At 43.7% G+C, this 20400-nt stretch carries 21 protein-coding genes and 2 tRNA genes; 6 read left to right on the top strand and 17 right to left on the bottom strand.

Annotated features, from left to right (window positions below; all coding sequences use genetic code 11):
* Window positions 1-137: 137 nt before the first annotated feature.
* From MSWH1_RS14810 to MSWH1_RS14805, 3 genes are all read left to right on the top strand, one after another.
* Entirely contained in the window at window positions 138-806 is a 669-nt protein-coding gene (locus MSWH1_RS14810; RefSeq protein ID WP_048129713.1) for a dienelactone hydrolase family protein, read from the top strand.
* Between the two features lie 112 nt (window positions 807-918).
* Window positions 919-1014 carry a hypothetical protein gene (locus tag MSWH1_RS20980; RefSeq protein ID WP_231585418.1) on the top strand — a complete coding sequence of 32 codons (96 nt, stop codon included), beginning with the start codon at window positions 919-921 and terminating at the stop codon, window positions 1012-1014.
* Between the two features lie 59 nt (window positions 1015-1073).
* Window positions 1074-1535, top strand: a complete 462-nt coding sequence (locus tag MSWH1_RS14805; RefSeq protein WP_048129712.1) for a peroxiredoxin — start codon at window positions 1074-1076, stop codon at window positions 1533-1535.
* Between the two features lie 52 nt (window positions 1536-1587).
* Here MSWH1_RS14805 and MSWH1_RS14800 read toward each other — a convergent pair.
* Both MSWH1_RS14800 and MSWH1_RS14795 read right to left on the bottom strand, forming a co-directional pair.
* Window positions 1588-1659 (bottom strand) — tRNA-Thr (locus MSWH1_RS14800).
* Window positions 1660-2192: 533 nt separating this feature from the next.
* Complete coding sequence (locus MSWH1_RS14795; RefSeq protein ID WP_048129711.1) at window positions 2193-3203, bottom strand: class I SAM-dependent methyltransferase family protein; 1011 nt, start codon at window positions 3201-3203, stop codon at window positions 2193-2195.
* Between the two features lie 294 nt (window positions 3204-3497).
* Here MSWH1_RS14795 and MSWH1_RS14790 point away from each other — a divergent pair, with 294 nt between their 5' ends.
* Entirely contained in the window at window positions 3498-3785 is a 288-nt protein-coding gene (locus tag MSWH1_RS14790) for a hypothetical protein (protein WP_231591811.1), read from the top strand.
* Window positions 3786-3955: 170 nt separating this feature from the next.
* On the opposite strand, the gene MSWH1_RS14785 is transcribed toward MSWH1_RS14790, so the two are convergent.
* The 3 genes from MSWH1_RS14785 to MSWH1_RS14775 all read right to left on the bottom strand — a co-directional run bounded on the left by MSWH1_RS14785 (window position 3956) and on the right by MSWH1_RS14775 (window position 6316).
* A complete protein-coding gene (locus tag MSWH1_RS14785; protein ID WP_048129710.1) occupies window positions 3956-4609 on the bottom strand; it encodes a LysE family transporter in 654 nt (217 codons plus the stop codon).
* 240 nt (window positions 4610-4849) lie between these two features.
* Window positions 4850-5863 carry a transcription initiation factor IIB gene (locus MSWH1_RS14780; protein WP_048129709.1) on the bottom strand — a complete coding sequence of 338 codons (1014 nt, stop codon included), beginning with the start codon at window positions 5861-5863 and terminating at the stop codon, window positions 4850-4852.
* Window positions 5864-6055: 192 nt separating this feature from the next.
* Entirely contained in the window at window positions 6056-6316 is a 261-nt protein-coding gene (locus MSWH1_RS14775; RefSeq protein ID WP_048130661.1) for a Gar1/Naf1 family protein, read from the bottom strand.
* 230 nt (window positions 6317-6546) lie between these two features.
* Here MSWH1_RS14775 and MSWH1_RS14770 point away from each other — a divergent pair, with 230 nt between their 5' ends.
* Both MSWH1_RS14770 and ppdK read left to right on the top strand, forming a co-directional pair.
* Window positions 6547-6948 (top strand): hypothetical protein, encoded by a 402-nt coding sequence (locus MSWH1_RS14770; RefSeq protein WP_048129708.1) that lies wholly within the window; start codon window positions 6547-6549, stop codon window positions 6946-6948.
* On the top strand, window positions 6908-9559 hold the full coding sequence (gene ppdK / locus MSWH1_RS14765) for a pyruvate, phosphate dikinase (RefSeq protein WP_048129707.1): 2652 nt from the start codon (window positions 6908-6910) through the stop codon (window positions 9557-9559). The genes MSWH1_RS14770 and ppdK overlap by 41 nt, the downstream gene beginning before the upstream one ends.
* A 144-nt stretch (window positions 9560-9703) precedes the next feature.
* Here ppdK and MSWH1_RS14760 read toward each other — a convergent pair whose 3' ends face one another.
* From MSWH1_RS14760 to MSWH1_RS14705, 12 genes are all read right to left on the bottom strand, one after another.
* Window positions 9704-10669 carry a polyprenyl synthetase family protein gene (locus tag MSWH1_RS14760; protein ID WP_048130652.1) on the bottom strand — a complete coding sequence of 322 codons (966 nt, stop codon included), beginning with the start codon at window positions 10667-10669 and terminating at the stop codon, window positions 9704-9706.
* A 38-nt stretch (window positions 10670-10707) separates the two neighbouring features.
* Window positions 10708-12051, bottom strand: coding sequence for an RNase J family beta-CASP ribonuclease (locus MSWH1_RS14755; protein ID WP_048129706.1), 1344 nt, complete (start codon window positions 12049-12051; stop codon window positions 10708-10710).
* Between the two features lie 2091 nt (window positions 12052-14142).
* A complete protein-coding gene (fni, locus tag MSWH1_RS14750; RefSeq protein ID WP_048129705.1) occupies window positions 14143-15240 on the bottom strand; it encodes a type 2 isopentenyl-diphosphate Delta-isomerase in 1098 nt (365 codons plus the stop codon).
* 3 nt (window positions 15241-15243) lie between these two features.
* Window positions 15244-16026 carry an isopentenyl phosphate kinase gene (locus tag MSWH1_RS14745; RefSeq protein WP_048129704.1) on the bottom strand — a complete coding sequence of 261 codons (783 nt, stop codon included), beginning with the start codon at window positions 16024-16026 and terminating at the stop codon, window positions 15244-15246.
* Window positions 16027-16191: 165 nt separating this feature from the next.
* The gene (locus MSWH1_RS14740) at window positions 16192-17097 is read right to left on the bottom strand and encodes a mevalonate kinase (RefSeq protein ID WP_048129703.1); all 906 of its coding nucleotides are present in this window, start codon (window positions 17095-17097) and stop codon (window positions 16192-16194) included.
* Window positions 17098-17304: 207 nt separating this feature from the next.
* Complete coding sequence (locus tag MSWH1_RS14735; RefSeq protein ID WP_048129702.1) at window positions 17305-18108, bottom strand: MEMO1 family protein; 804 nt, start codon at window positions 18106-18108, stop codon at window positions 17305-17307.
* Window positions 18109-18176: 68 nt separating this feature from the next.
* Window positions 18177-18920, bottom strand: coding sequence for a 30S ribosomal protein S2 (gene rpsB / locus MSWH1_RS14730; protein WP_052722714.1), 744 nt, complete (start codon window positions 18918-18920; stop codon window positions 18177-18179).
* Between the two features lie 71 nt (window positions 18921-18991).
* Window positions 18992-19174, bottom strand: a complete 183-nt coding sequence (locus MSWH1_RS14725) for a DNA-directed RNA polymerase subunit K (RefSeq protein WP_048129701.1) — start codon at window positions 19172-19174, stop codon at window positions 18992-18994.
* Window positions 19175-19286: 112 nt separating this feature from the next.
* Window positions 19287-19361: transfer RNA gene (locus tag MSWH1_RS14720), tRNA-Pro, on the bottom strand.
* Entirely contained in the window at window positions 19362-19550 is a 189-nt protein-coding gene (locus MSWH1_RS14715; protein ID WP_048129700.1) for a DNA-directed RNA polymerase subunit N, read from the bottom strand.
* A gap of 8 nt (window positions 19551-19558) precedes the next feature.
* Window positions 19559-19963, bottom strand: a complete 405-nt coding sequence (locus MSWH1_RS14710) for a 30S ribosomal protein S9 (protein WP_048129699.1) — start codon at window positions 19961-19963, stop codon at window positions 19559-19561.
* Window positions 19964-19976: 13 nt separating this feature from the next.
* Window positions 19977-20399: a 50S ribosomal protein L13 gene (locus tag MSWH1_RS14705; RefSeq protein ID WP_048129698.1), complete on the bottom strand. Its 423-nt coding sequence runs from the start codon at window positions 20397-20399 to the stop codon at window positions 19977-19979.
* Window position 20400: the final 1 nt, after the last annotated feature.

Raw genomic sequence — 20400 nt, 5'->3', positions numbered from 1 at the left:
GGAATAAAATACTAGCTAAGGAACTTTCAAAATACTTAACCATTCAGGATATGCTGATGCTGTTACTTCCGTGGGATTGAGTCCCGGTAGTTTTTGAAGTTGCAAAAAAACTGAATATAAATCTGTCTGGAGGCAATATGAACGTATCATCGAATATTGATAAAGGGAATTCCGGAATTAAGATTCCAATTGATTCGATCACTCTTGAAGGAAACCTGATTATTCCGGAAGGGGCAAAGGGAATTGTTATTTTTGCTCACGGCAGCGGGAGCAGCCGGCACAGCCCACGCAACCAGTATATTGCACAGGAGCTTCAGAGAAGTGGCATTGGGACCCTTTTATTCGACCTTCTGACAGTCGAAGAAGAGAGAATCGATATGCTAACGCGCAATCTCCGTTTTGATATTGACCTGCTTGCAAACCGCCTTGTAAATGTAACAACCTGGATTTTAAGCAACCCTGCTACTAAAAACTTTAAAATAGGTTACTTCGGTGCCAGTACAGGCGCTGCAGCTGCGCTCATGGCTGCAAAAGAACACGGGAACACGATAAAAGCAATTGTTTCGAGAGGAGGGCGACCTGACCTTGCTGAAAGTGCCCTGATATATGTAGATGCACCTACACTGCTTATTGTAGGCGGAAAAGACACTCAGGTAATAGACCTGAACCAGTGGGCTTTTAACAGGATGACCATGCTGGATAAAGAAATTAAAATTGTTCCCGGTGCCACACATCTTTTTGAAGAACAGGGAACGTTAGAAGAAGTTGCTAGTTTAGCCAGGGAGTGGTTTAATGAATATCTTTAAAGAGAGAATATAGAGACGGAAACCCCCCGGTATTCCCAGGCAATTTACGTAACAAAGGTTGCGATAGCTTCAAACGTTTTGCTGACAGGTTTTTAAATTTTTTGCAGGGAGAATGGGTAACAGTTCAGCAATGGTTGCCGATACCGTACATTCCATGTCAGATTTCATGACCGATACCGCAGTAATAGCAGGTTTATACGAGCCATGAGTTCTGGAGCACAAAGCCATTAAGAACTTAGATAGATAAATGTGATATTGGGGAAATTTATGACAAACGAGATAAAAATAGGGGAGACAATCAAGGACTTCCGGTTAAGAGACCAGAAAAGGGAAGAAGTGCATCTTTATGACCTGAAAGGAAAGAAGGTACTCCTGTCCTTTCACCCTCTTGCCTGGACGAAAGTATGTGCAGAACAAATGAAGTTGCTTGAGGAAAACCATGAGCTTTTTGCTGAATTGAACACAGTACCTCTTGGGATAAGTGTGGATTCCATGCCGTCAAAAAAAGCCTGGTCAAGGGAACTTGGTATCATGCACATAAGGCTCCTTTCAGATTTCTGGCCGCATGGAAAAGTCGCCAGAATATATGGAATCTTCAAGGAAAAGGAAGGTGTTTCTGAAAGAGCAAATATAATTATTGACGAAGATCAGAAAGTGGTATTCTTCAAGAAATATCCGGGGCATGAGCTTCCTGATATAAAGGAGGTCATAGAGGTTCTGAAAAATTGAGGATTAGGTTATCAGGTTGTCAGTGAAAATTTACAGATTTAGTTTAGAAAAAAGCCGCCGGGGGGACTTGAACCCCCGACCTGCTGATTACGAATCAGCCGCTATACCGCTAAGCCACGACGGCTCATGGATTGAAAAATAAGCAGACTTAAAATAGCGATCAAGAATTTAACTATTTCGCTCGTAAGAGTTGTTTCCATCCTGCAAAGAGAAGAATTAAAGAGAAGGATAGCAAAAACTGCCAGTTACTTTCTTGCTCTTTAATTATTATTTTTACTGATTCAACTTATTATTTCTCTCTTTTCTGAAAGTACTTGAGGTAGAACCATATAAAAATAAGAGCAACCAGAACTGAGAAGCCTATCATGAAATAGGTAAATGTGGACACTAGAAATCAGCTCCCTGTAGGATTATAATTATGATCTGTAAATAAGCAATTGTAATTAAGCTGTTTTAAGCAACTTTATTGAAATTGACCTGCAAATGTTTAAACATTTCTTTTGCATAGGTTTTCGAAATTTTGATTATATGATTCCTTCTCTTTCACCTGCAAAGAAATTTTTTACTGGTGTATTGGCCCGGCTGCCCATAAGTGCCGGCGTGCAGAAAGCATTTTTCATTCAGAATATTTCCAGGAGTGGGTGGGGGAAGGAAACTTCAAATTATCCTTGCTTCGATGCATATATTATACTGATGAGGGGCATAAGAACGGACTACCCTTTCCTCCAGAATTTCAATCTTCCGTCCTGCTTTTTCCGCAGCTTTTCTGATAAGCTCAATGGAACTTTCGAAGAGGTCGTCTTCAGGAGTCATTCCGTAATAGTGGATTATACCGCCCGGTTTTGTAAGGAAGACAGCGGAGTCCAGGAACTCATGGGCACTGTGGGGAAGGTTCATGATCACATGATCGGCAGTGCCTGCAAATCTTTTTGCTTCTTCCCTGGCATCGCCTTCGATTGTTTCGATATTTTTTGCTGAGTTAAGGGTTATATTTTCCCTGAGGTAGCCGACAGCATCCGGGTTTTTGTCGATTGCAACAACCCTTGCAGGCTTTTTGCTCTTTGCTATAAGGATACTGTAAGGGCCAACACCTGCAAACATATCGACAACAGTATCCCCTTCCAGTATCCAGGAGAGGATACGCGAGCGTTCAGTGGAAAGGCGAGGGGTAAAATATGCCTTTGCAAGGTCAACTTTGTAACGGCACCCGTACTCCCTGTGAACAGTCACAGTTCTGGGTTCGCCTGCCACAATCTCGAATTCCCTTACTCTGAACTCCCCGATCACAGGAGTAAGAGGTTTGAGTACGGTTTTTATGTTTGGATGGGTCAGGAGGAGGGCGTCGGCAATTCTTGAAGCTTTTTGAGGATCAAGATCCGGATCTTCCAGAAGTGCAATATCCCCGATGAGCTCATAAGCCGGATTGAAACCAAGGAGATCCCCAGGCGTGGGTTTTTTTTCCTGAGGCTCAAACTCGAACTCCACAAGTTCGGCTTCTTCGGGGAGCCCTTCCAGTTCATGCAAAAGAAGTTCTCTGGAGAGGGGAATATAGAGAAAAGATTCATCCGAAGCGATCTTCATGGAATTTTCAAGGATTTCAAAGTCAAGGAGTGTTCTCCTTGCAGTTTCTCCTTTCTTTTTGGGAACTTTTATGCATTGCCGTTTCATAGGACTCCGACCTTCTGAAACTTTAAAGTTATCCTTTTGTTATTAAGTTTTCTCAATATCGAAACTGAATCAGGGAATCTCTTTAGAAATTTCGTTACCAAATATCTCTTTATACCTGGAGACATCTAAAATAGAAATAATTGAAAAGTTTTAAAATGGAAAGGAAGGGATAATCTGGTAGTTGAAATGATCCTATATGACCTCAGAACTATATCACTTGGTTTGCAAATAGGAGCTTTATTATTATTTGTGTTAAGCCTGGTCGAACTAAAAAAGAAATCGAAAAAAGGAGGCATGATTGGACATGGAAAGATGGCAACCGGGGGATATGTTCTTGCCTTATTATCGGTTCTTTATATGCTTTATTCGGCTTACAACCTGACAATTAGCGGAAAGGCTCCTTCAGTTATATATACTCACGGTCTTTTTGGAGCCACATCCCTGGCTTTTGGTTTTATTTTCATTATTAACAGATGGAGCTGGAAAACTCGTAGAAATATGAGGATACTGCTGGCTTTATGGGTGCTCACCTTCAGTGGAGGGATATCGTTCTATTTTGCTTTTACTGGAAAGTTCCCCTGAGGAAAAAAATTGAAAAAAAATAAAAGAAAGAACTCCTGAAGGGAAAAAATAGGAGTCTTTTTGTTATATTCTGGGTTTTAGATTGGTTGCAGTCAATAGCTAATGGAATTAATGATAAATTTTGATAATCCCAGAAGATAGTAAAAAGTCTCAAAAATAGAGAGACTACTTCAGGACAACTGAATGGAATTATTATAGTTAAGCATGAAATAAAACCCGAAAATCACTAAAAATCCCCCGCAGACATAAAGAACCATTTCATGGGTGCGCTCGGGAAACAGGGATTTTCCCCGGCTGAAAGATCCGGACACAGCAGTAAACCAGCCTATGTCTGCTGCCCAGTGCCCCAGGAGATAGGCAACAGAGATGAGAAGTCCCAGTTCATTTTCCTTTAACACAAGCGCACTGCCCGCAGTAAGCCACCAGATCCAGAAATAAGGGTTTGAAACGGAGGTTATCAGACCCAATGCAATGGGGTTTGAAGTCAATTTTAAGCCTGAAGAACCTGGGGAAACTCCTGCAGAAGCAGCAGCTTTTGCACCTTTTACAGTAAGCAGTCCGAAAACCACAAGTGAAAGCCCACCAATAACGGAAATAGCTGAGATTGTGCCGCTGCCGATAAGAGATGCAGCTCCAAAAAGAATGAGCACAGAGAGTACAAACTCGACCAGTATATGTCCAAAAACAACTTCAGGACCTGCAAACCATCCCCTTTGGAGAGAAACTTCTATAGTTGCAAAAAGCATGGGGCCGGGGACCAGGGCACCTGTAAGCCCGACAGTGAAGCCTAAGAGAAGGGCTTTGGAAATCTCAATTGTCAGCATTACTAATCATAAATTTTTTAAACGTTTATTATAAATGTATACTACAAATGTATGCTACAAATCTGTGTTATAAATATATGCTACAAATGTGTTCTTTTGAAAAAGAAAAAGGGCTGATAACAGGATGTGAGCATATCTAAAATTACTGTTCTGAAAAAAATGAATGAAAAAAGAGGGCACATTTTTCCCTCCACATACCAGATAAACCTTAAACCCGGCTGGCAAAACGGAAAAAAAAATTTAGAGGATTATCTCGATATCCAGTTCTTCTGCCAGTTCTTTATACCTGTTTCTGATGGTAACTTCCGTTACCCCGGCAACGTCTGCGACTTCGCGCTGAGTCCTCCGCTCACCGCAGAGAATGGATGCAATGTAAATTGCAGCTGCGGCAACTCCTGTTGGACCTCTCCCGCTTGTGAGTTCTTTTTCTGAAGCCTGCCTGAGAATCTCAACGCTCTTTGACTGGACCTCTCCCTTCAGGTTAAGCCCGGAGCAGAACCTTGGGACATAGTCGATAGGGGAAGTTGGCATGAGTTTTAAGGCAAGTTCTCTGGAAATGAAACGGTAAGTCCTTCCAATTTCTTTCCTGCTAACCCTCGAAACCTCTTCGATCTCATCAAGAGTTCTCGGGACACTGCACTGACGGCAGGCAGCATAAAGGGCAGCTGCGGCTACACCTTCAATACTGCGACCGCGGATAAGGTTTTTGTCCACAGCTTTTCTGTAGACAACGGCTGCGGTTTCCCGGACAGTCCTTGGAAGACCAAGAGCAGAAGCCATCCTGTCCAGTTCAGAAAGAGCAAAAGCCAGATTTCTTTCAGTTGCGTTACTTACACGAATTCTACGCTGCCATTTTCTTAAACGATAGAGCTGGGCACGATTTTTGGAGGAGATAGATTTCCCGTAGGAATCGCGATTTCTCCAGTCAATCATTGTGGAAAGCCCTTTATCGTGAATTGTATATGTCATGGGCGCACCCACACGGGAACGCTTCATGCGCTGATCGTGATCGAAAGCTCGCCATTCTGGTCCCTCATCCACAAAGTCGGCATCAATGACAAGTCCGCAGTCCCCACAAACGAGCTCAGCTCTCTCATAATCGTGAACAAGGTTCCTGCTACCGCATTCTGGACATACGGCCTTTTCGTTTTCAAAATTTTGCTCTTTTTGTTTTTCTTTGCGAGCTTTAATCATGGCACGTATTTTTTCTCTTTCAAGAGTGTCCGAATAGCGAACTCTTTCGACTTCTACCATATTATATCACCTTACAAATTAACATGACTATGTTTATGATTCCCTGCAATCTCAAGCCTGCCAATATAAATTACAATAAATATATAAAATAAGGGATAAGAAAACTTGCGGCTATAACCAGCAAAAAACATATAAACCAGTTAAAGTTAAACCATAACAAAGGGTTAAAACCTTCATCAAATGCCAGAGACCTCACCGAATATAGACTCTTTCATTGACGAGTGCCCGAGTTTCCGAATCAGGAATTCGCTTAAAGCCCTTCACTAAAAAATATGGATGGTTCACAGGTCCGAAGACACTGGCAATTGTACCAATCCGATTCAGGGCCTTGTCAACAACAACCGAATTCAATTTAGGGAGACTACCTGACACGTTATCGGGTTTTACCTCATCCCCTCTAATTATCAGGTTTTTAAGACCTGACCTGTGTAGCACGGTACCGAGTCGTTTCATATCAGCCACGAATTGTTATACCTCTATGCACAGGGCTGAATACCCCGGCTTCGAGTGGATTAAACTGTCAGTCCTGAATAATAATATATATTGTAGACTGAAAAGCACATGTAGTCTATGCTTATTATATATAAAGATATCGCAAGACCTATATTATACATTGATCTCAACTAAATCAAAAGAGTAAAGTATAAGATACAGGAAAAGGAAACCACAAGCTTATATATGAAATGGACATTGTTGGCAACAACCAGACCATAAATCGGAGGAATATCCAGACTCTAACTCCGAATAATGAAGACTATAGGTCTGGGGAATATCCAGACTCAACTCCGAATAATGAAGACTATAGGTCTGGAGAATATCCAGACTCAACTCTGAATAATGAAGACTATAGGTCTGGAGAATATCCAGACTCAACTCTGAATAATGAAGACTATAGGTCTGGAGAATATCCAGACTCAACTCTGAATAATGAAGACTATAGGTCTGGAGAATATCCAGACTCAACTCCGAATAATGAAGACTATAGGTCTGGGGAATATCCAGACTCAACTCCGAATAATGATCTCGTTCCAGGGAGGAGAATCATTGTCCAAGTTCGTATATTTTTTTGGAAAGGATGTAACTGATGGTAAGAGTAGTATGAAAGACCTGCTTGGAGGTAAGGGTGCAAACCTTGCCGAGATGGCAAATCTCGGAATCCCCGTACCACCTGGCTTTACAATAACAACCGAAGTCTGTGTACTTTATCTTAAGGAAAATAAATATCCCGAAGAGGTGCTCAGACAGGAAATAGAAGCAATCGATAAGCTAGAAGCCTTAAACGGCAAAAAGCTGGGAGATCCCGAGGATCCGTTGCTGGTCTCTGTAAGATCCGGAGCCAGGGTGTCCATGCCGGGGATGATGGACACAGTTCTGAATCTTGGACTTACGGACAAATCAGTAATCGGACTCGCAAAAAAAGTCAATGATGAAAGATTCGCTTACGATTGTTACCGAAGATTTATCGCCATGTTTGGGGACGTGGTGCTTGGAGTTGAATTCAGAAAATTCGATTCCTTAATCGAGGACAAGAAAAAGGAACTGGGGGTTAAGTCCGACACCGACCTCGATTCAAAAGCATTAAAAGAATTGGCAGAAAGATTCAAAGAAGTAATCAAACTCGAAAAAGGATTTGAGTTCCCTCAGGACCCTAAAGTTCAGCTTCAGCTGGCAATTAATGCTGTTTTTGATTCATGGAATAACCAGAGAGCCATCACCTACAGGAAGCTCAATGGCATTGATGATAGCTGGGGTACAGCTGTTACTGTACAGACCATGGTTTACGGGAACAGAGGAAGCACCTCAGGTACAGGTGTTGCTTTTACAAGAAACCCATCTACAGGCGAAAAGAAGTTTTTCGGAGAATACCTCATCAATGCACAGGGCGAAGATGTGGTTGCCGGGATCAGGACCCCAAAATATATTAATACGCTCGGAGACGAAATCCCGGAAGCCTATTCCCAGCTTGTGGATATCTGCCAGAGACTTGAATCCCACTTCCGGGACATGCAGGACATAGAGTTTACCATTCAGGAAGGAAAACTCTACATGCTGCAGACCAGGACAGGAAAACGCACAGCTGCGGCAACTGTAAAGATTGCAACGGACATGGTGGCAGAAGGGCTTATAGACAAGGAAACTGCAGTAACCAGAGTCAAAGCCGAAAACATCGACCAGCTCTTGCACCCGAGAATTGACCCGGAAGCAAAACTGGAAATAATTGCAAAAGGGCTTCCTGCATCTCCAGGAGCTGCTGTAGGAAAGGTAGTCTTTACCGCCGAAGCTGCTGAAGAGATGGCAGAGTTAGGCGAAAAGACAATTCTTGTCCGTACCGAGACCTCTCCGGAAGACATTGGTGGCATGGCAGCTGCACAGGGAGTTCTTACCGTGCGCGGAGGAATGACCTCTCACGCTGCAGTCGTTGGTAGGGGCATGGGCAAACCCTGTGTTGTAGGCTGCGGAGATATCTCAATTGATATCAAGAACGCTCTCTTTATGGTAAACGGCTTCACCATCAAAGAGCACGAATATATTACGATTGATGGAAGTCTCGGAAACGTCATAATCGGGAAAGTAGACCTGATTGATGCCGAAATAAATTATGATATGAGAAAGCTTCTCACCTGGGCTGATGAGATCAGGACTCTCGGAGTAAGGACAAATGCCGACAATCCGGCTGATGCTTCTCTTGCCCGCGAACTTGGTGCAGAAGGTATCGGGCTTTGCAGGACAGAGCATATGTTCTTTGGTGAAGACAGGATCCCCGCAGTTAGGGAAATGATCATGGCCGAAGAAGAGAAGACCAGGAAAAAAGCTCTCAAGAAATTGCTCCCCATGCAGAAAGAAGACTTCCTTGGAATCTTCCGTAGCATGGAAGGTCTGCCTGTAACCATCAGGCTCCTTGACCCGCCTCTGCACGAGTTCCTTCCGGATAAAGAAGAGCTCTATGAAAAGCTCAAGGAACTTGAAACCACCGGGGATTGTGGGAAAATCGATGAGATTAAGAAAATCATCAAGCGTGTAGTTTCCCTTAAGGAACTTAACCCCATGCTCGGGCACAGGGGCTGCAGGCTTGGGATTACCTATCCTGAAATCTACAACATGCAGGTACGTGCAATAATGGAGGCAGCCTGTGAGCTTACAGCCGAAGGAATCGAGATAGTTCCTGAAATCATGATTCCGCTCGTGGGTCTCGTAAAAGAACTCTCCCTTTCCAAAGAGGAAGTCTGCAAGACTGCAGAAACAGTAATGGCTGAAAAAGGTATGAAGATCGACTACAAAGTAGGAACCATGATCGAATTGCCCAGAGCCACAATTGTCGCAGACCAGATCGCAAAGGAAGCTGACTTTTTCTCCTTCGGGACAAATGACCTTACCCAGACAACCTTCGGGTTCAGCAGGGATGATGTGTCCAAATTTGTGCCTATCTATCAGAAGGCGGGCATCCTTGAACACGATCCCTTCGCAGTTTTGGACCAGGAAGGCGTTGGCGAACTAATGAAGATCGGAATTGGAAAAGGACGTTCTGTTAAACCCGAGCTCAAAATAGGAATCTGCGGAGAACACGGCGGCGAACCGAAGTCTATCACCTTCGCGCACCAGATAGGCATCGATTATGTAAGCTGTTCCCCCTACAGAGTCCCTATCGCAAGGCTTGTAGCTGCACAGAGCACAATAAAAATGAGAAACGCAAAATAAAATCTAAAATTTAAAACCCTGGCAGAACCATATCCTGCCCTTTCTTTTTTTCTTTTTTATAAAAAACCAGAAAATAGTAATAAAGAATTCTGGAATTGCAGCAGAATCTGCTGCAATTCTTCAAGAAAGAGAATTTTTCATACTTCAGTAGTTCCTTGCAATCATATAGTCAGCAATCTGGAGGAGAAGTTCTTTTTCAGGACAGTCTCTGAGGACATCCAGTTTTGCCTTTCCTTGATTGATATATGAGATTGCAAGATTTTTCACGTAATCGATGGATCCGCATTCGGTCAGAGTCCGGACAGCTGCTTCGGTTTCTTCAAGAGTGGCTGCCCCTTTCCCGAAGATGTCCAGTTTTACGCCTTTGCTGAAGGCGTCAATGACAATGAGGGTGTACTTTCCTTCCATGAGGTCGCTGCCTCTAACCTTTCCGAGCACTTCTTCAGGAGCGACCATGTCCAGGACGTCATCGTACATCTGGAAACCGATCCCTATGAGGCGACCATATTCGGATAAGGCCTCGGCAACCTCGTCGGAGGCTCCACCGAGGAGAGCACCGATTTTGGCTGTGGCTGCATAGAGGACAGAGGTCTTCTTTTCCACCATTTCGATGTACTCAAGTTCCGTTACCCTGTCCCTTGTTTCGAAGTCCATGTCAAGCCACTGCCCTTCACAGATTTCGGTACAGGTCTTTGAGAGGACATCCATGCACTTTAAAATCCTTACAGGTTCGTTATCAACCTTTGACAGGATCTCGAACGCTTTGGAGTAAAGGGTGTCTCCGGCAAGGATGGCCCCGGCTTCACCCCATTTAACATGGACTGCAGGCATTCCCCTGCGGATATTGTCCTTATCCATAATGTCGTCATGGATCAGAGTGAAATTATGTACAAGTTCCACAGCCACTGCTGCGGGCAAAACGGACTTGAGATCGGAGCCGACAGCTTCTGCTGCCAGGATAAGGACTGCCGGACGAAGACGCTTTCCGCCGGCGTCCACGAGATAGCGAGAAGCTTTGTACAGCTCCTCGGGACGGGTTATTGGAAGTAGTTCGTCAATTGCAGCATCAACATGGGAACTTCTCTTTTTGATCTCATCAATAAGCATCATAGGCATCACGAGAACACGGGGGGTTTTTGATTATAGGGTTACTCTTCTATATATAACACTTCGCCGTTTCTGAGAAGGTGTACGGTATCTCCGAGTACATACCCTGCATCCTCTGCCATCTCGATGTAGTGCCCGTGCATTTCCATATCTCCGTGGGCAGGAATTACATGCTCGGGATTTACCATGCGCAAGAGTTCCCAGTGATCTTCCCTGTACGCGTGCCCTGATACGTGAACATTGTCATAGATCCTGCCACCCTTCATCCTGAGTTTGGTCTCAAGTGCATAGCGGTTTGCCTGAGTCATTGGGCTAGGGATTACATTTGCTGAGAAAATGATCTTGTCTCCAGGTTCAATTGCGTAAGGCGTTTCCCCGTTTGCAACCCGCATGAGAATAGAGCCTGGTTCTCCTTGGTGTCCTGTAACAATAGGTAGATACTTGTTCTTGCCTTCCTGCATGATACGCTTGAATGCCCTGTCTACATCTTTTCTCATGCCGTAAATCTCCACATTGGAGGGCAGGTCAAGATATCCAACATCTCTGGCTGCACTCACATAACGTTCCATGGAGCGCCCCATAAGCACCGGAATTCTGCCCATTTCCTCGGCAGCCTCGATAATCGCTTTGAGCCTTGCAATGTGAGAGGCAAAAGTCGTAATGATCATGCCCACATCGGACTCTTCTGTCCCGAGCAGTACATCCCTGACCATGTCCTTTGCAATCTGTTCGGAGGGGGTCTTTCCTGAGCGCCCTGCATTCGTGCTTTCGGTAATCATTGCAATGACCCCTTCCTTTCCGAGGGATTTGAAACGCTCGAAGTCAGGAGCTTCACCCATAGTAGGAGTCCTGTCCAGCTTGAAATCACAGGCGTAAAGAACAGCTCCTGCCGGAGTATGTACAGCTGCAAGTACACAGTCGATAATACTGTGCTGGACTCTGATGAATTCTATAGAAATATCTTCCGTAACCTGATAGGTCCCGCCTGCTTGTAAAGGAATAACTCTGTTGCAGACCTCAAACTTGCGCTCAGAGTCTATCTGCTGTTTGATGATAGCTGCGGTATATGGGGTAGCAAGTATAGGAGCATTGTACCTGTGGGCGAGCTTCGGAATTGCACCGATGTGGTCAAGGTGCCCGTGAGTGCAGACGATTGCCCTTACAGTCCCATTGATCTCTTTCATGATAGTATCATCAGGGATTGCACCCATCTCGATTAGTTCAAGAGAATGCATTTTGTCAATTTCAACGTCTTCATGAATTTGAACACGGTCAAGCCTGAGCCCCATATCCAGAATGACAATATCTTCACCTATAATAATGGCAGTCATATTGCGGCCCATTTCGTTGTAGCCGCCGACTGCAACAATTCCTATTTCAGTCATATTTTTTTAACCTCTTATTGAATTTTTTTACCTTTTTTATCCTTGTGAAACCAAAACCTCAAAACGAATAAGGTAACGGTCTTAAATCAATGACAATGAATGTAACCGGTATAGTAGTAGAGGTATAGAATAATCTTTAGAAAAGCCACTCTAAAAGCTACCCATTTGCCCTTGAAGGAATCTTCTTTCGGATGAAAGACATCAGGTTGCAGTTCCTAGCAGAATAATGCAACTTTAATTATATATTTGTTTCAGTATACAAATATTTTAATCTGCCAGAACTTCCGGAAACTACCTTCGATCTTGTTCTTGTATAATATCGATTTTCAAAGGGCTTTCCGATCCATTGAGGGAATTCCAGATCCAAGCTTGGTCTACAGGCACTTTCAGTATCCTTCCTTAGTTACAACTATTTTTCAAAAAGCCTGATTCCAACCATACTACGAATTAAGGGTAAGCTGTTACTTTTAAATGACTTTACTAATCTATTTTCCTCTATTCTAATTACCCATTTTCTATATTCTAATAACTTATTTTCTATATTCTAATAACCTATCTTCTATATTCTAATTACCCATTTTCTATATTCTAATAACCTATCTTCTATATTCTAATAACCTATCTTCTATATTCTAATAACCTATCTTCTATATTCTAATAACCTATCTTCTATATTCTAATAACCTATCTTCTATATTCTAATAACCTATTTTCTATATTCTAATAACCTATTTTCTATATTCTAATTTCCAATGATTTGTCTTCATACTCCAATAGTTTATTTTCCTGCATTCCAGCATTTTCCATATTCCAGTTGACCAGGTATGGAAATCACTTCAATACTTGCCTGAATGACTTTTATTATAATTGATCCCTTATTCCAGTTGACCTTATGAACAATTCCTGATTTAATGAATTGGATAAGTGACCTTTAATTTAACAATTTTATAAATGGTGCTAATGAATGATTTAAAGAAGTTGATTCTTAAAATCAAGACTTTAAAGGACCAATTTTTTGAATTGGCCCTGAGTTGATGAGTTTGAGGAGTATATTTCAAAGGATATTAACCCCAATAGGAGTATATTTCAAAGGATATTAACCCCAATTAATGTTTCTAAGGTCTTTATCCCGGGGAATTGATCTTCAGACTAGTAATTTATGAGTAGTTCTAAGAGTTAATTCCCAAATTAAGGATCTTAAGCAACTAATCTCTGCTTTGCTTAATGAAGGTAATTTGACACCGAGTTATATTCAGCTAAATCCTATCCTGATAATTATACTTATCTGAATTACCAGAAAAATTACCTCTTTATTTCACGATTTTACAGTATTTCAAGATAAACGGCATTCTTTTACTCTTCCGGTATACCTAAAGGGAAACAAAGCTAATTACTTTTCCCCTGATTAAGAGTTCAGATTAATAAATAATTTCTCAGATTAATATTAACTAATATTAACTATTTTCTTTTGAGACATTACTTCTGTTTTACGTATAAACATTGTCATGGAATAAATCTGTAATCAAAGAAATCTGTAATCAAAGAAATCTGTAATCAAAGAAATCTGTAATCAAAGAAATCTGTAATCAAAGAAATCTGTAATGGACGCGCAAGTATCTGAAATGCTTGATGGTAAGGAAGGAGCTTCCTACGAGTATTTTTATCGTCAGCTTCGATTCTCAAAGAATCTCAATTTCTCAAAACACCTGTATTGTCGTAGATTTCCGATATTGCTATCGAAGGTCTGTACACAAGGCTTTTTGTGATAGGAACATTTCTGTTCCAAAGATCACACAATATACGGTCTGTTTTAGTTTTGTTACCACAGGGTGTAAGAGAGATAACGTATCAAGTCTTACTATCACCGTTTAGCTTTTTACCTGCAGAACTTCTCTGTAGAACCATATAGTCTAAGTTCAGACCGCTTGTAGTTATATATAGGAGTTGAAAGCATAAATATGTTTACAAAACCAACAACAGTTGACCGTTTGGATGTTATAAGTTATATTTTGCTACTATGCGAAGCTTCGCTTTCATCCCCCACCTGTTCCGAGGAAGGGGACTTCTCGCTGTGCCTCCGCGCTCCCAAAGTTAAAGTGCATTTTTGCGTAAAGAGTAGTCTTTTACATTAAAACCGCGTTGTCCAAGGTATTCGAGCGTCCATCCGGTGACAACAACCGGTGCATTATGCAGGGCCTGGATGTTTGCACAGCCGCAAAGAAACATTGCAGCCCTGAACTCATCCAACATATGGGAGAGGACACTGACAACCGATTTTTTTCCTTCAAGAGAAGGCCCCACAAAGGGCAGGGCTGCACTTGCCGCACTGGCTCCGAGAGCGAGGGACTTTGCAATATCAAGTCCGGTCCGGACTCCGCCAGTTGCGATTATCGGGAGAGATACCCTGGATTCTATCAAGCTGGCAACAGTCGGGATTCCAAAGTCCCAGAAGAGTTCTCCGAGGCGTTCGGAGACCGAGTCCCTGCTTTTTTTTGCCCTGTAAACCTCGACTCCTGCCCAGCTGGTGCCCCCAACCCCTCCGACATCAATTGCAGAGACTCCGGCTTTATGAAGAAGAAGGGCATCTTCCCTGGAAATGCCTGCACCTGTCTCTTTCACAATCACGGGAGTTTTGAGCACAGAACAAATTTCAGTAATCATATCCAGGCAACCGATAGCATCTCTGTCTCCTTCGGGCTGGATGGCTTCCTGTAAGAAATTCAGGTGAATGGCAAGGGCATCAGCATCGATCATTTCAATGAGTTTTTCTACCCCTTCTACCCCGTACTGGCGGATCTGGGCAGCCCCGACATTTCCATAGACAAAGGTATTCGGAGCTTCGTCCCTGACAATCCTGAATGAGTCTTCCTGAGCAGGGTCATCAATTGCAGCTCTCTGGCTGCCAACCCCTATCCCTACTCCCAGCTCTTCGGCTGCAGCTGCAAGTGCAGCATTGACAGGGATGGTGTCAGGGTGCCCTCCTGTGATAGATGCAATCAAAAACGGGGCTAGCATCTTTTTTCCAAGGAAATCCACCGAAAGGTCAAGCTCGTCCATGTTTAATTCGGGAAGCGCCCTGTGGATCAGAGTCACATCTTCAAAACCAGCACTGATCCCCCTGGATTCAACCGGGCTTTCAGCGCAGAGCTTCAGGTGTTCTATCTTTCGCCTTGAGGTAGTATTAATCATGCTTCATACCTTTTTATCCGGACTGATCTTGGTCCCTATGGATTCCCCATTTAAGAACCTGTAAATGTTATCAGCTTTTCCTGCATTGAATATATATGAAGTAATACTAGAATTTTTGCTAAGTTCCAGAAGTTCCAAAACCTTTCCAAGCATTCCGCCTGTAACATCCGTACTTTCCGAACCCCTGATACATTGCCGAAATTCCTCAAAGTTTTCAGGAGTAATCTCAGGCACCGGTTTTCCATCCTTATCAAGTACCCCATCTTCGGCTGAACCCAGCCCGAGCCGCGTGATCCCGAGTTCTTTTGCCAGATAGGGAACTATCTGATCTCCCGAGAGGATGCAGGTCCCGAGTTCAAGGTCCATAACAACGTCTCCGTGCAGTACCGGGACAAAACCTTTTTCGAGCATGAGTTTTATGCTGTCAAGGTACATGCTCTCTATCCGTCTATTTTTGCAAACAGTACAGCCCATAGGATGCACGGCAATAGCCCGAACTCCGAAACTGTTCAGAGCATCCACAACCCTCGATGCAAGTTTTTTTACGGATTCATGAGTTACAATTGCCCCTTCCGGGTCAAAAGTCCGGTCAAGCCCGTATTTTTTGGCGTAGGTATGCCCGAAAGAGCCGGCTCCATGTACAACAATCATTTTCCCCTGGAAGCCTGAAACTTCCCGTGCAATCCTTAGAAGGTCAGCCTCTTTTACAACTCCTTCATATGCGCCTTTATCAGTAATGGCGCTGCCTCCGAGCTTAAGAATAACAGATTCGGTTGAAGCGTTCATTATACCACTTATACCTTATTAAATAGCTTTCAGTCGATCTAAAGAATTACTCTGCAACAGTATTAACCATGAATAATTGTTATAACCATGAATAATTGTTACAACCGTGAATAATTGTTATAACCGTGAATAATTGTTATCAAATGCTCCATCCGGCATTCAGGCTCAATCGACCTTCAGTCCCTGTTCTGTGGGTTTTGTAATGGTGACCTTACCCCCTGCTCTTGCAATGGCTCCAGCTACCTGTGCAGACTTTTCAGTGGCTGTAAGGGCAACCATACAGCCGCCACCTCCAGCTCCCGTAATCTTTGCCCCGAAAGCTCCTGCTGCCCTTGCCGAATAGATTAAACATGAAAGTTCAAGGATATTTACCCCAAGTGCGTCAAGCAGGCCCTGGTTCACGTTCATGAGCCTGCCAATGGAAGCGTAGTCTCCTGAAAGCACAAGAGTTTCCCCAATTCTGGAGATTTTGCCAATAGAAGCCATAAGAGGTCTTATCAGCTCAGGGTAACTCTCACGAAGTTGCCTGACATTTGCCACAAGCTCTTTTGTAGATGAAAAAACTCCGGTATCCCCGATCACAATTTCGCAGTCGGGAGTTTTTAACTTCCTCCGTTCCGGGATGGTAACAACCCCTCCGAAAGTAGAAACATATGTATCGGTAGGGCTTGCTGCCCCCTGTACTTCTATCTCGATTTCATGCCCCAGTTTTGCAATCTCTTCAAGGGAAAGACCACAGACAAAAAACTCATTGAGTGCCCCTATGCTTGCAATTGTTACTGCAGCAGAAGATCCTAGCCCTGAGCCCACGGGGATATCGGAATCCACGGTCAAAAAGACGCCTTTTATGGGCACAAATTCTTTCATTTTTTCAATAACTGCAGAAACATAGGGGTGTTTTTCAAAATCAAGCCCTGTTTTCCCAAGCTGGGACTGGATAACTATGGAGCTGTTTAACTCTACCCGCACCCGGGTTCTCAACTCCACTGCACATGCTATTGCGGTTTCTCCATAAACAACCGCATGCTCTCCGAAAAGATAGATTTTCCCGGGCGCAGAACATGAAACCATATTATTCCTCAAAAATTTTTTAAGTTTTGTTGAATTTGAGTATGTATATTAATGAACTTTATTCTCGAAGAGGCTGACCATAAGTAAAAGTAAAAATTATATAAAAAAATTTATCCCGGCATGAATCTTCTCCCGGGTGTTTCCTTCACTGAGTGTTTTCCACATAATCAAAAACGAGCAGACTTCATTTTTCGCATAGATCTGCCTTTACTCCACAATAATAGCAGCGTACCCGACAACAGCATTCATATCTCCTGAAACATCCCCGCTATTTGCGTATTTAAGCAGAGTTGCCCTGGACCCTCCGAGTTTTTGAGAAGCTGAAAGCATTGCTGCAATAGGCCCATATCCACATACTGAAGCATTTCTTCTATAGAGACGATCATACATGTCCGGGACATTGAAATTCAGGATCGCATCTATAACTTCGTTATCCGTTTCCCTTGCACGTTCAGCGGTTTCGTAGTGAGTGAAATCACTTGACGCTATGATGATCGCACGTTTTCCGCTTTCAACAACAAGGTCAGCAACAAGGTTTCCCACCTCAACTGCTGTTTCTTCATCCTGCATGCCCATGCAGATAGGAAGAATTTTAAAATCTCGTCCGAAACGGTACTGAAGGAAAGGAAGCTGGACTTCAATAGAATGCTCGTATGTGTGTCCCAGTTCATCCGCATCAACGATGCTCCCGAGAAATCCGTCGGCAAGTTCGAGGTCAACATCAATAGTCCCCAGGGGTGTTTTCCATGTTTCCCTGGATAAGGAGACCGGCGAACCGTACCCTGTATGGTTGGGACCAAAAAGGACATAGGTATCAGCTTCTGGAAGAGTTGCATAAACATGTGCAGCAACTTTCCCGGAATAGATATACCCGGCATGCGGGCAAACGGCCCCAATAACTTTTCGTTCCCTTATCTCCAGGCCTTCGAAACACTGTTTAAGTTCTTTCTCCAGATTTTCACAACGCAGGGGATAGAACTGCCCTGCAACTGCTGGCTGTCTCATTTCCAATCACCCATAATATAAGATATGGGCAATTTTTATAAACCCTTTCAGTGTGCAGGACGAATGTTTCGAAATCAGAGGGGAGTTTCGAAATCTGGCAGTTCGTAATTGAAGGGAGTATTATTGAGTCGAGATACTTCCCTTGCAACCAGCCAGTAGACGAGAGAGAGAGCTTTTCTACCCTTGTTGTTGGTTGGGATTACGAGATCCACATTTGAGGTCAGGTTGTTGGTGTCACAAAGTGCTACCACAGGCACTCCAATGCTTGATGCTTCTTTCAGGACCTGGGCATCGCCGGCCGGGTCGGTTACAATAATCACATCAGGTTCAAAGAAACCATGCATCTGCGGGTTTGTAAGAGAACCTGGGATAAACCTTCCGAGCATTGCCCTTGTGCCAAGTGCCCTTGAGAACATTCTTGCAGGGTGCTGACCATACTGCCTTGAAGATACTACAAGGATTCTGGTAGGGTCATAGTGAGAGAGCAATTTTGATGCAACTCTGATCCTTTCATCTGTTGACTGGATATCAAGTACGTATAACCCGTCAGTTCTGACTCTGTATACGAAACGCATCATATCCTGAGTTTTCTGCTGAGTTCCGATGTGAATGCCTGCCGCCAGGTATTCGTCAATGGACACCAGGGATGTGGATCCCTCTTTTGGAGAAGTTACTTCGTTCTCCGATTCCACAGGTACAGATCCGGTTTTTACTGCGGCTTCCTTTTCAGGTACAGGTTTTGCTTCAGCCACGACATCTTCTTCAGGCAAAGGCTGTGCTCCGGTTTCCTCCTTCCCTGTCTGCTCAATTTCCTCCATAAAGTCACCTCATAAAATATAGAATCAACAATAAAACGCATTCAGTATCTGAAATGTATCCCATTACGTCTTCAGCTTTTCTTACGTTTGACCGTTATAGGAATAACTCCGGTCTTCAACTCTAAAATGGCTACACCCAGGGGGTCCAGCCGCCCGTCATCTTCAACCAGGACAGGAGCCCCCATTGCTATTTGCAATGCTCTTGCACCTACAATTCGTGCACGTTCGAACCGGGTATATTTTTCCTTGACCAACAGATCACCCTGAAACTTAAAAACGCTCCGATGAATTCCGATAATCGAGAAGCATGATATATTTGATATTCAGTACATACACCTGAGAACCAGTGCCCTTGAAAAAGGGAAATGGGACCGCTGAGATTCGAACTCAGGTTACGGCGTCCCGAACGCCGAAGGATGGACCAAGCTACCCTACGGTCCCTTACTGGTACGGTGAAAGCACGTCAACAAGTTCTACATGGCTGAGGAACATTCTGCGGCAGCAGTAACGGGTGATTCCGAGATCATCCAGTACTGCAGCAGAGTCTTCGCCGTCATTGACGCGTCTTTTGTACTCATCCCAATAGTTAGAGACTACTTTTCCACATGAGAAACATCGGACTGGGATCATAACTGTCCTTACCTGTAAGATTTCTGATATTTAGCCCTTGCTCCAGGTCCACCAAAGTTTTTGGATTCTTTCTGCCTGGAATCGCTTACAAGTAAATTGCGGTCGTAGGTTGCAAAGTTGTCTCTGATGATTGTGTCATTTGTCCATTCCACAATCCCACGGGCAACTGCAGTCCTTACTGCGTTAGCTTGCCCAACGATTCCGCCACCCCGAACATCAACATTGATATCAAGCCCGGAAACAACATCGTTTCCTGCGATCATCAGAGGCTCGGAGATTTTTATCATTGCAAGCTCAGGGGTATAGAGCTCGAGCGGAATTTTGTTGATCCTGACCTTACCGGTACCTTTCATGACTGTTGCGCGAGCAGTTGCAGTCTTGTGCTTTCCAGATGAATTAATTACTTTGATCATGAGGACTCACCCATTAGAACTTTGAACCCATTTTCTGGCTCACTTCACCAAGCTCTATGTACTTGTTGGAACTCAGAAGCCTCATGTCGGCATCTGCGATGGTGCTCGTTTCAATGCCCTCAAGTTCATAGGGGACACCTACATAGACTTTTAGCTTGGACATTGCATCCTTTCCTCTTGCTCTCTTATAGGGCAGCATGCCACGAATAGTCCTCTTCAGGATGCGATCCGGACGCTTCGGGAAGTAAGGCCCGAATTCCGTTGCACCCCTTTCCCGGGTCTCCCGGTACTCTCTAAGGGTGGCTGCCCTTGAGCCAGAAATGATGGCTTTTTCGGCATTTATGATATAAACCTTTTCGTCTCCTGAAAGCAACTGTTTTGCAACCGAACTTGCAAGACGCCCCAGAATAAGCCCATTTGCATCGATAACCGTCATC

Origin of the sequence: Methanosarcina sp. WH1 (assembly GCF_000970005.1) — an archaeon.
GTDB lineage: Archaea > Halobacteriota > Methanosarcinia > Methanosarcinales > Methanosarcinaceae > Methanosarcina.
Note: the sequence above shows the minus strand (reverse complement) of the source record. Positions and strands in the feature narration are given on the sequence as shown.

What these genes read in the sequence shown, in the direction of transcription:
- MSWH1_RS14785 (WP_048129710.1), bottom strand. Translation starts at nt 4,609, where the DNA reads ATGCTGACAATTGAGATTTCCAAAGCCCTTCTCTTAGGCTTCACTGTC.
- rpsB (WP_052722714.1), bottom strand. Translation starts at nt 18,920, where the DNA reads ATGGAGGAAATTGAGCAGACAGGGAAGGAGGAAACCGGAGCACAGCCT.
- MSWH1_RS14740 (WP_048129703.1), bottom strand. Translation starts at nt 17,097, where the DNA reads ATGGTTTCATGTTCTGCGCCCGGGAAAATCTATCTTTTCGGAGAGCAT.
- MSWH1_RS14715 (WP_048129700.1), bottom strand. Translation starts at nt 19,550, where the DNA reads ATGATCCCAGTCCGATGTTTCTCATGTGGAAAAGTAGTCTCTAACTAT.
- fni (WP_048129705.1), bottom strand. Translation starts at nt 15,240, where the DNA reads ATGATTAATACTACCTCAAGGCGAAAGATAGAACACCTGAAGCTCTGC.
- MSWH1_RS20980 (WP_231585418.1), top strand. Translation starts at nt 919, where the DNA reads ATGGGTAACAGTTCAGCAATGGTTGCCGATACCGTACATTCCATGTCA.
- MSWH1_RS14775 (WP_048130661.1), bottom strand. Translation starts at nt 6,316, where the DNA reads ATGAAACGACTCGGTACCGTGCTACACAGGTCAGGTCTTAAAAACCTG.
- MSWH1_RS14790 (WP_231591811.1), top strand. Translation starts at nt 3,498, where the DNA reads ATGATTGGACATGGAAAGATGGCAACCGGGGGATATGTTCTTGCCTTA.
- MSWH1_RS14710 (WP_048129699.1), bottom strand. Translation starts at nt 19,963, where the DNA reads ATGATCAAAGTAATTAATTCATCTGGAAAGCACAAGACTGCAACTGCT.
- MSWH1_RS14770 (WP_048129708.1), top strand. Translation starts at nt 6,547, where the DNA reads ATGGACATTGTTGGCAACAACCAGACCATAAATCGGAGGAATATCCAG.
- MSWH1_RS14780 (WP_048129709.1), bottom strand. Translation starts at nt 5,863, where the DNA reads ATGGTAGAAGTCGAAAGAGTTCGCTATTCGGACACTCTTGAAAGAGAA.
- MSWH1_RS14755 (WP_048129706.1), bottom strand. Translation starts at nt 12,051, where the DNA reads ATGACTGAAATAGGAATTGTTGCAGTCGGCGGCTACAACGAAATGGGC.
- MSWH1_RS14805 (WP_048129712.1), top strand. Translation starts at nt 1,074, where the DNA reads ATGACAAACGAGATAAAAATAGGGGAGACAATCAAGGACTTCCGGTTA.
- MSWH1_RS14705 (WP_048129698.1), bottom strand. Translation starts at nt 20,399, where the DNA reads ATGACGGTTATCGATGCAAATGGGCTTATTCTGGGGCGTCTTGCAAGT.
- MSWH1_RS14745 (WP_048129704.1), bottom strand. Translation starts at nt 16,026, where the DNA reads ATGAACGCTTCAACCGAATCTGTTATTCTTAAGCTCGGAGGCAGCGCC.
- MSWH1_RS14795 (WP_048129711.1), bottom strand. Translation starts at nt 3,203, where the DNA reads ATGAAACGGCAATGCATAAAAGTTCCCAAAAAGAAAGGAGAAACTGCA.
- MSWH1_RS14760 (WP_048130652.1), bottom strand. Translation starts at nt 10,669, where the DNA reads ATGATGCTTATTGATGAGATCAAAAAGAGAAGTTCCCATGTTGATGCT.
- MSWH1_RS14810 (WP_048129713.1), top strand. Translation starts at nt 138, where the DNA reads ATGAACGTATCATCGAATATTGATAAAGGGAATTCCGGAATTAAGATT.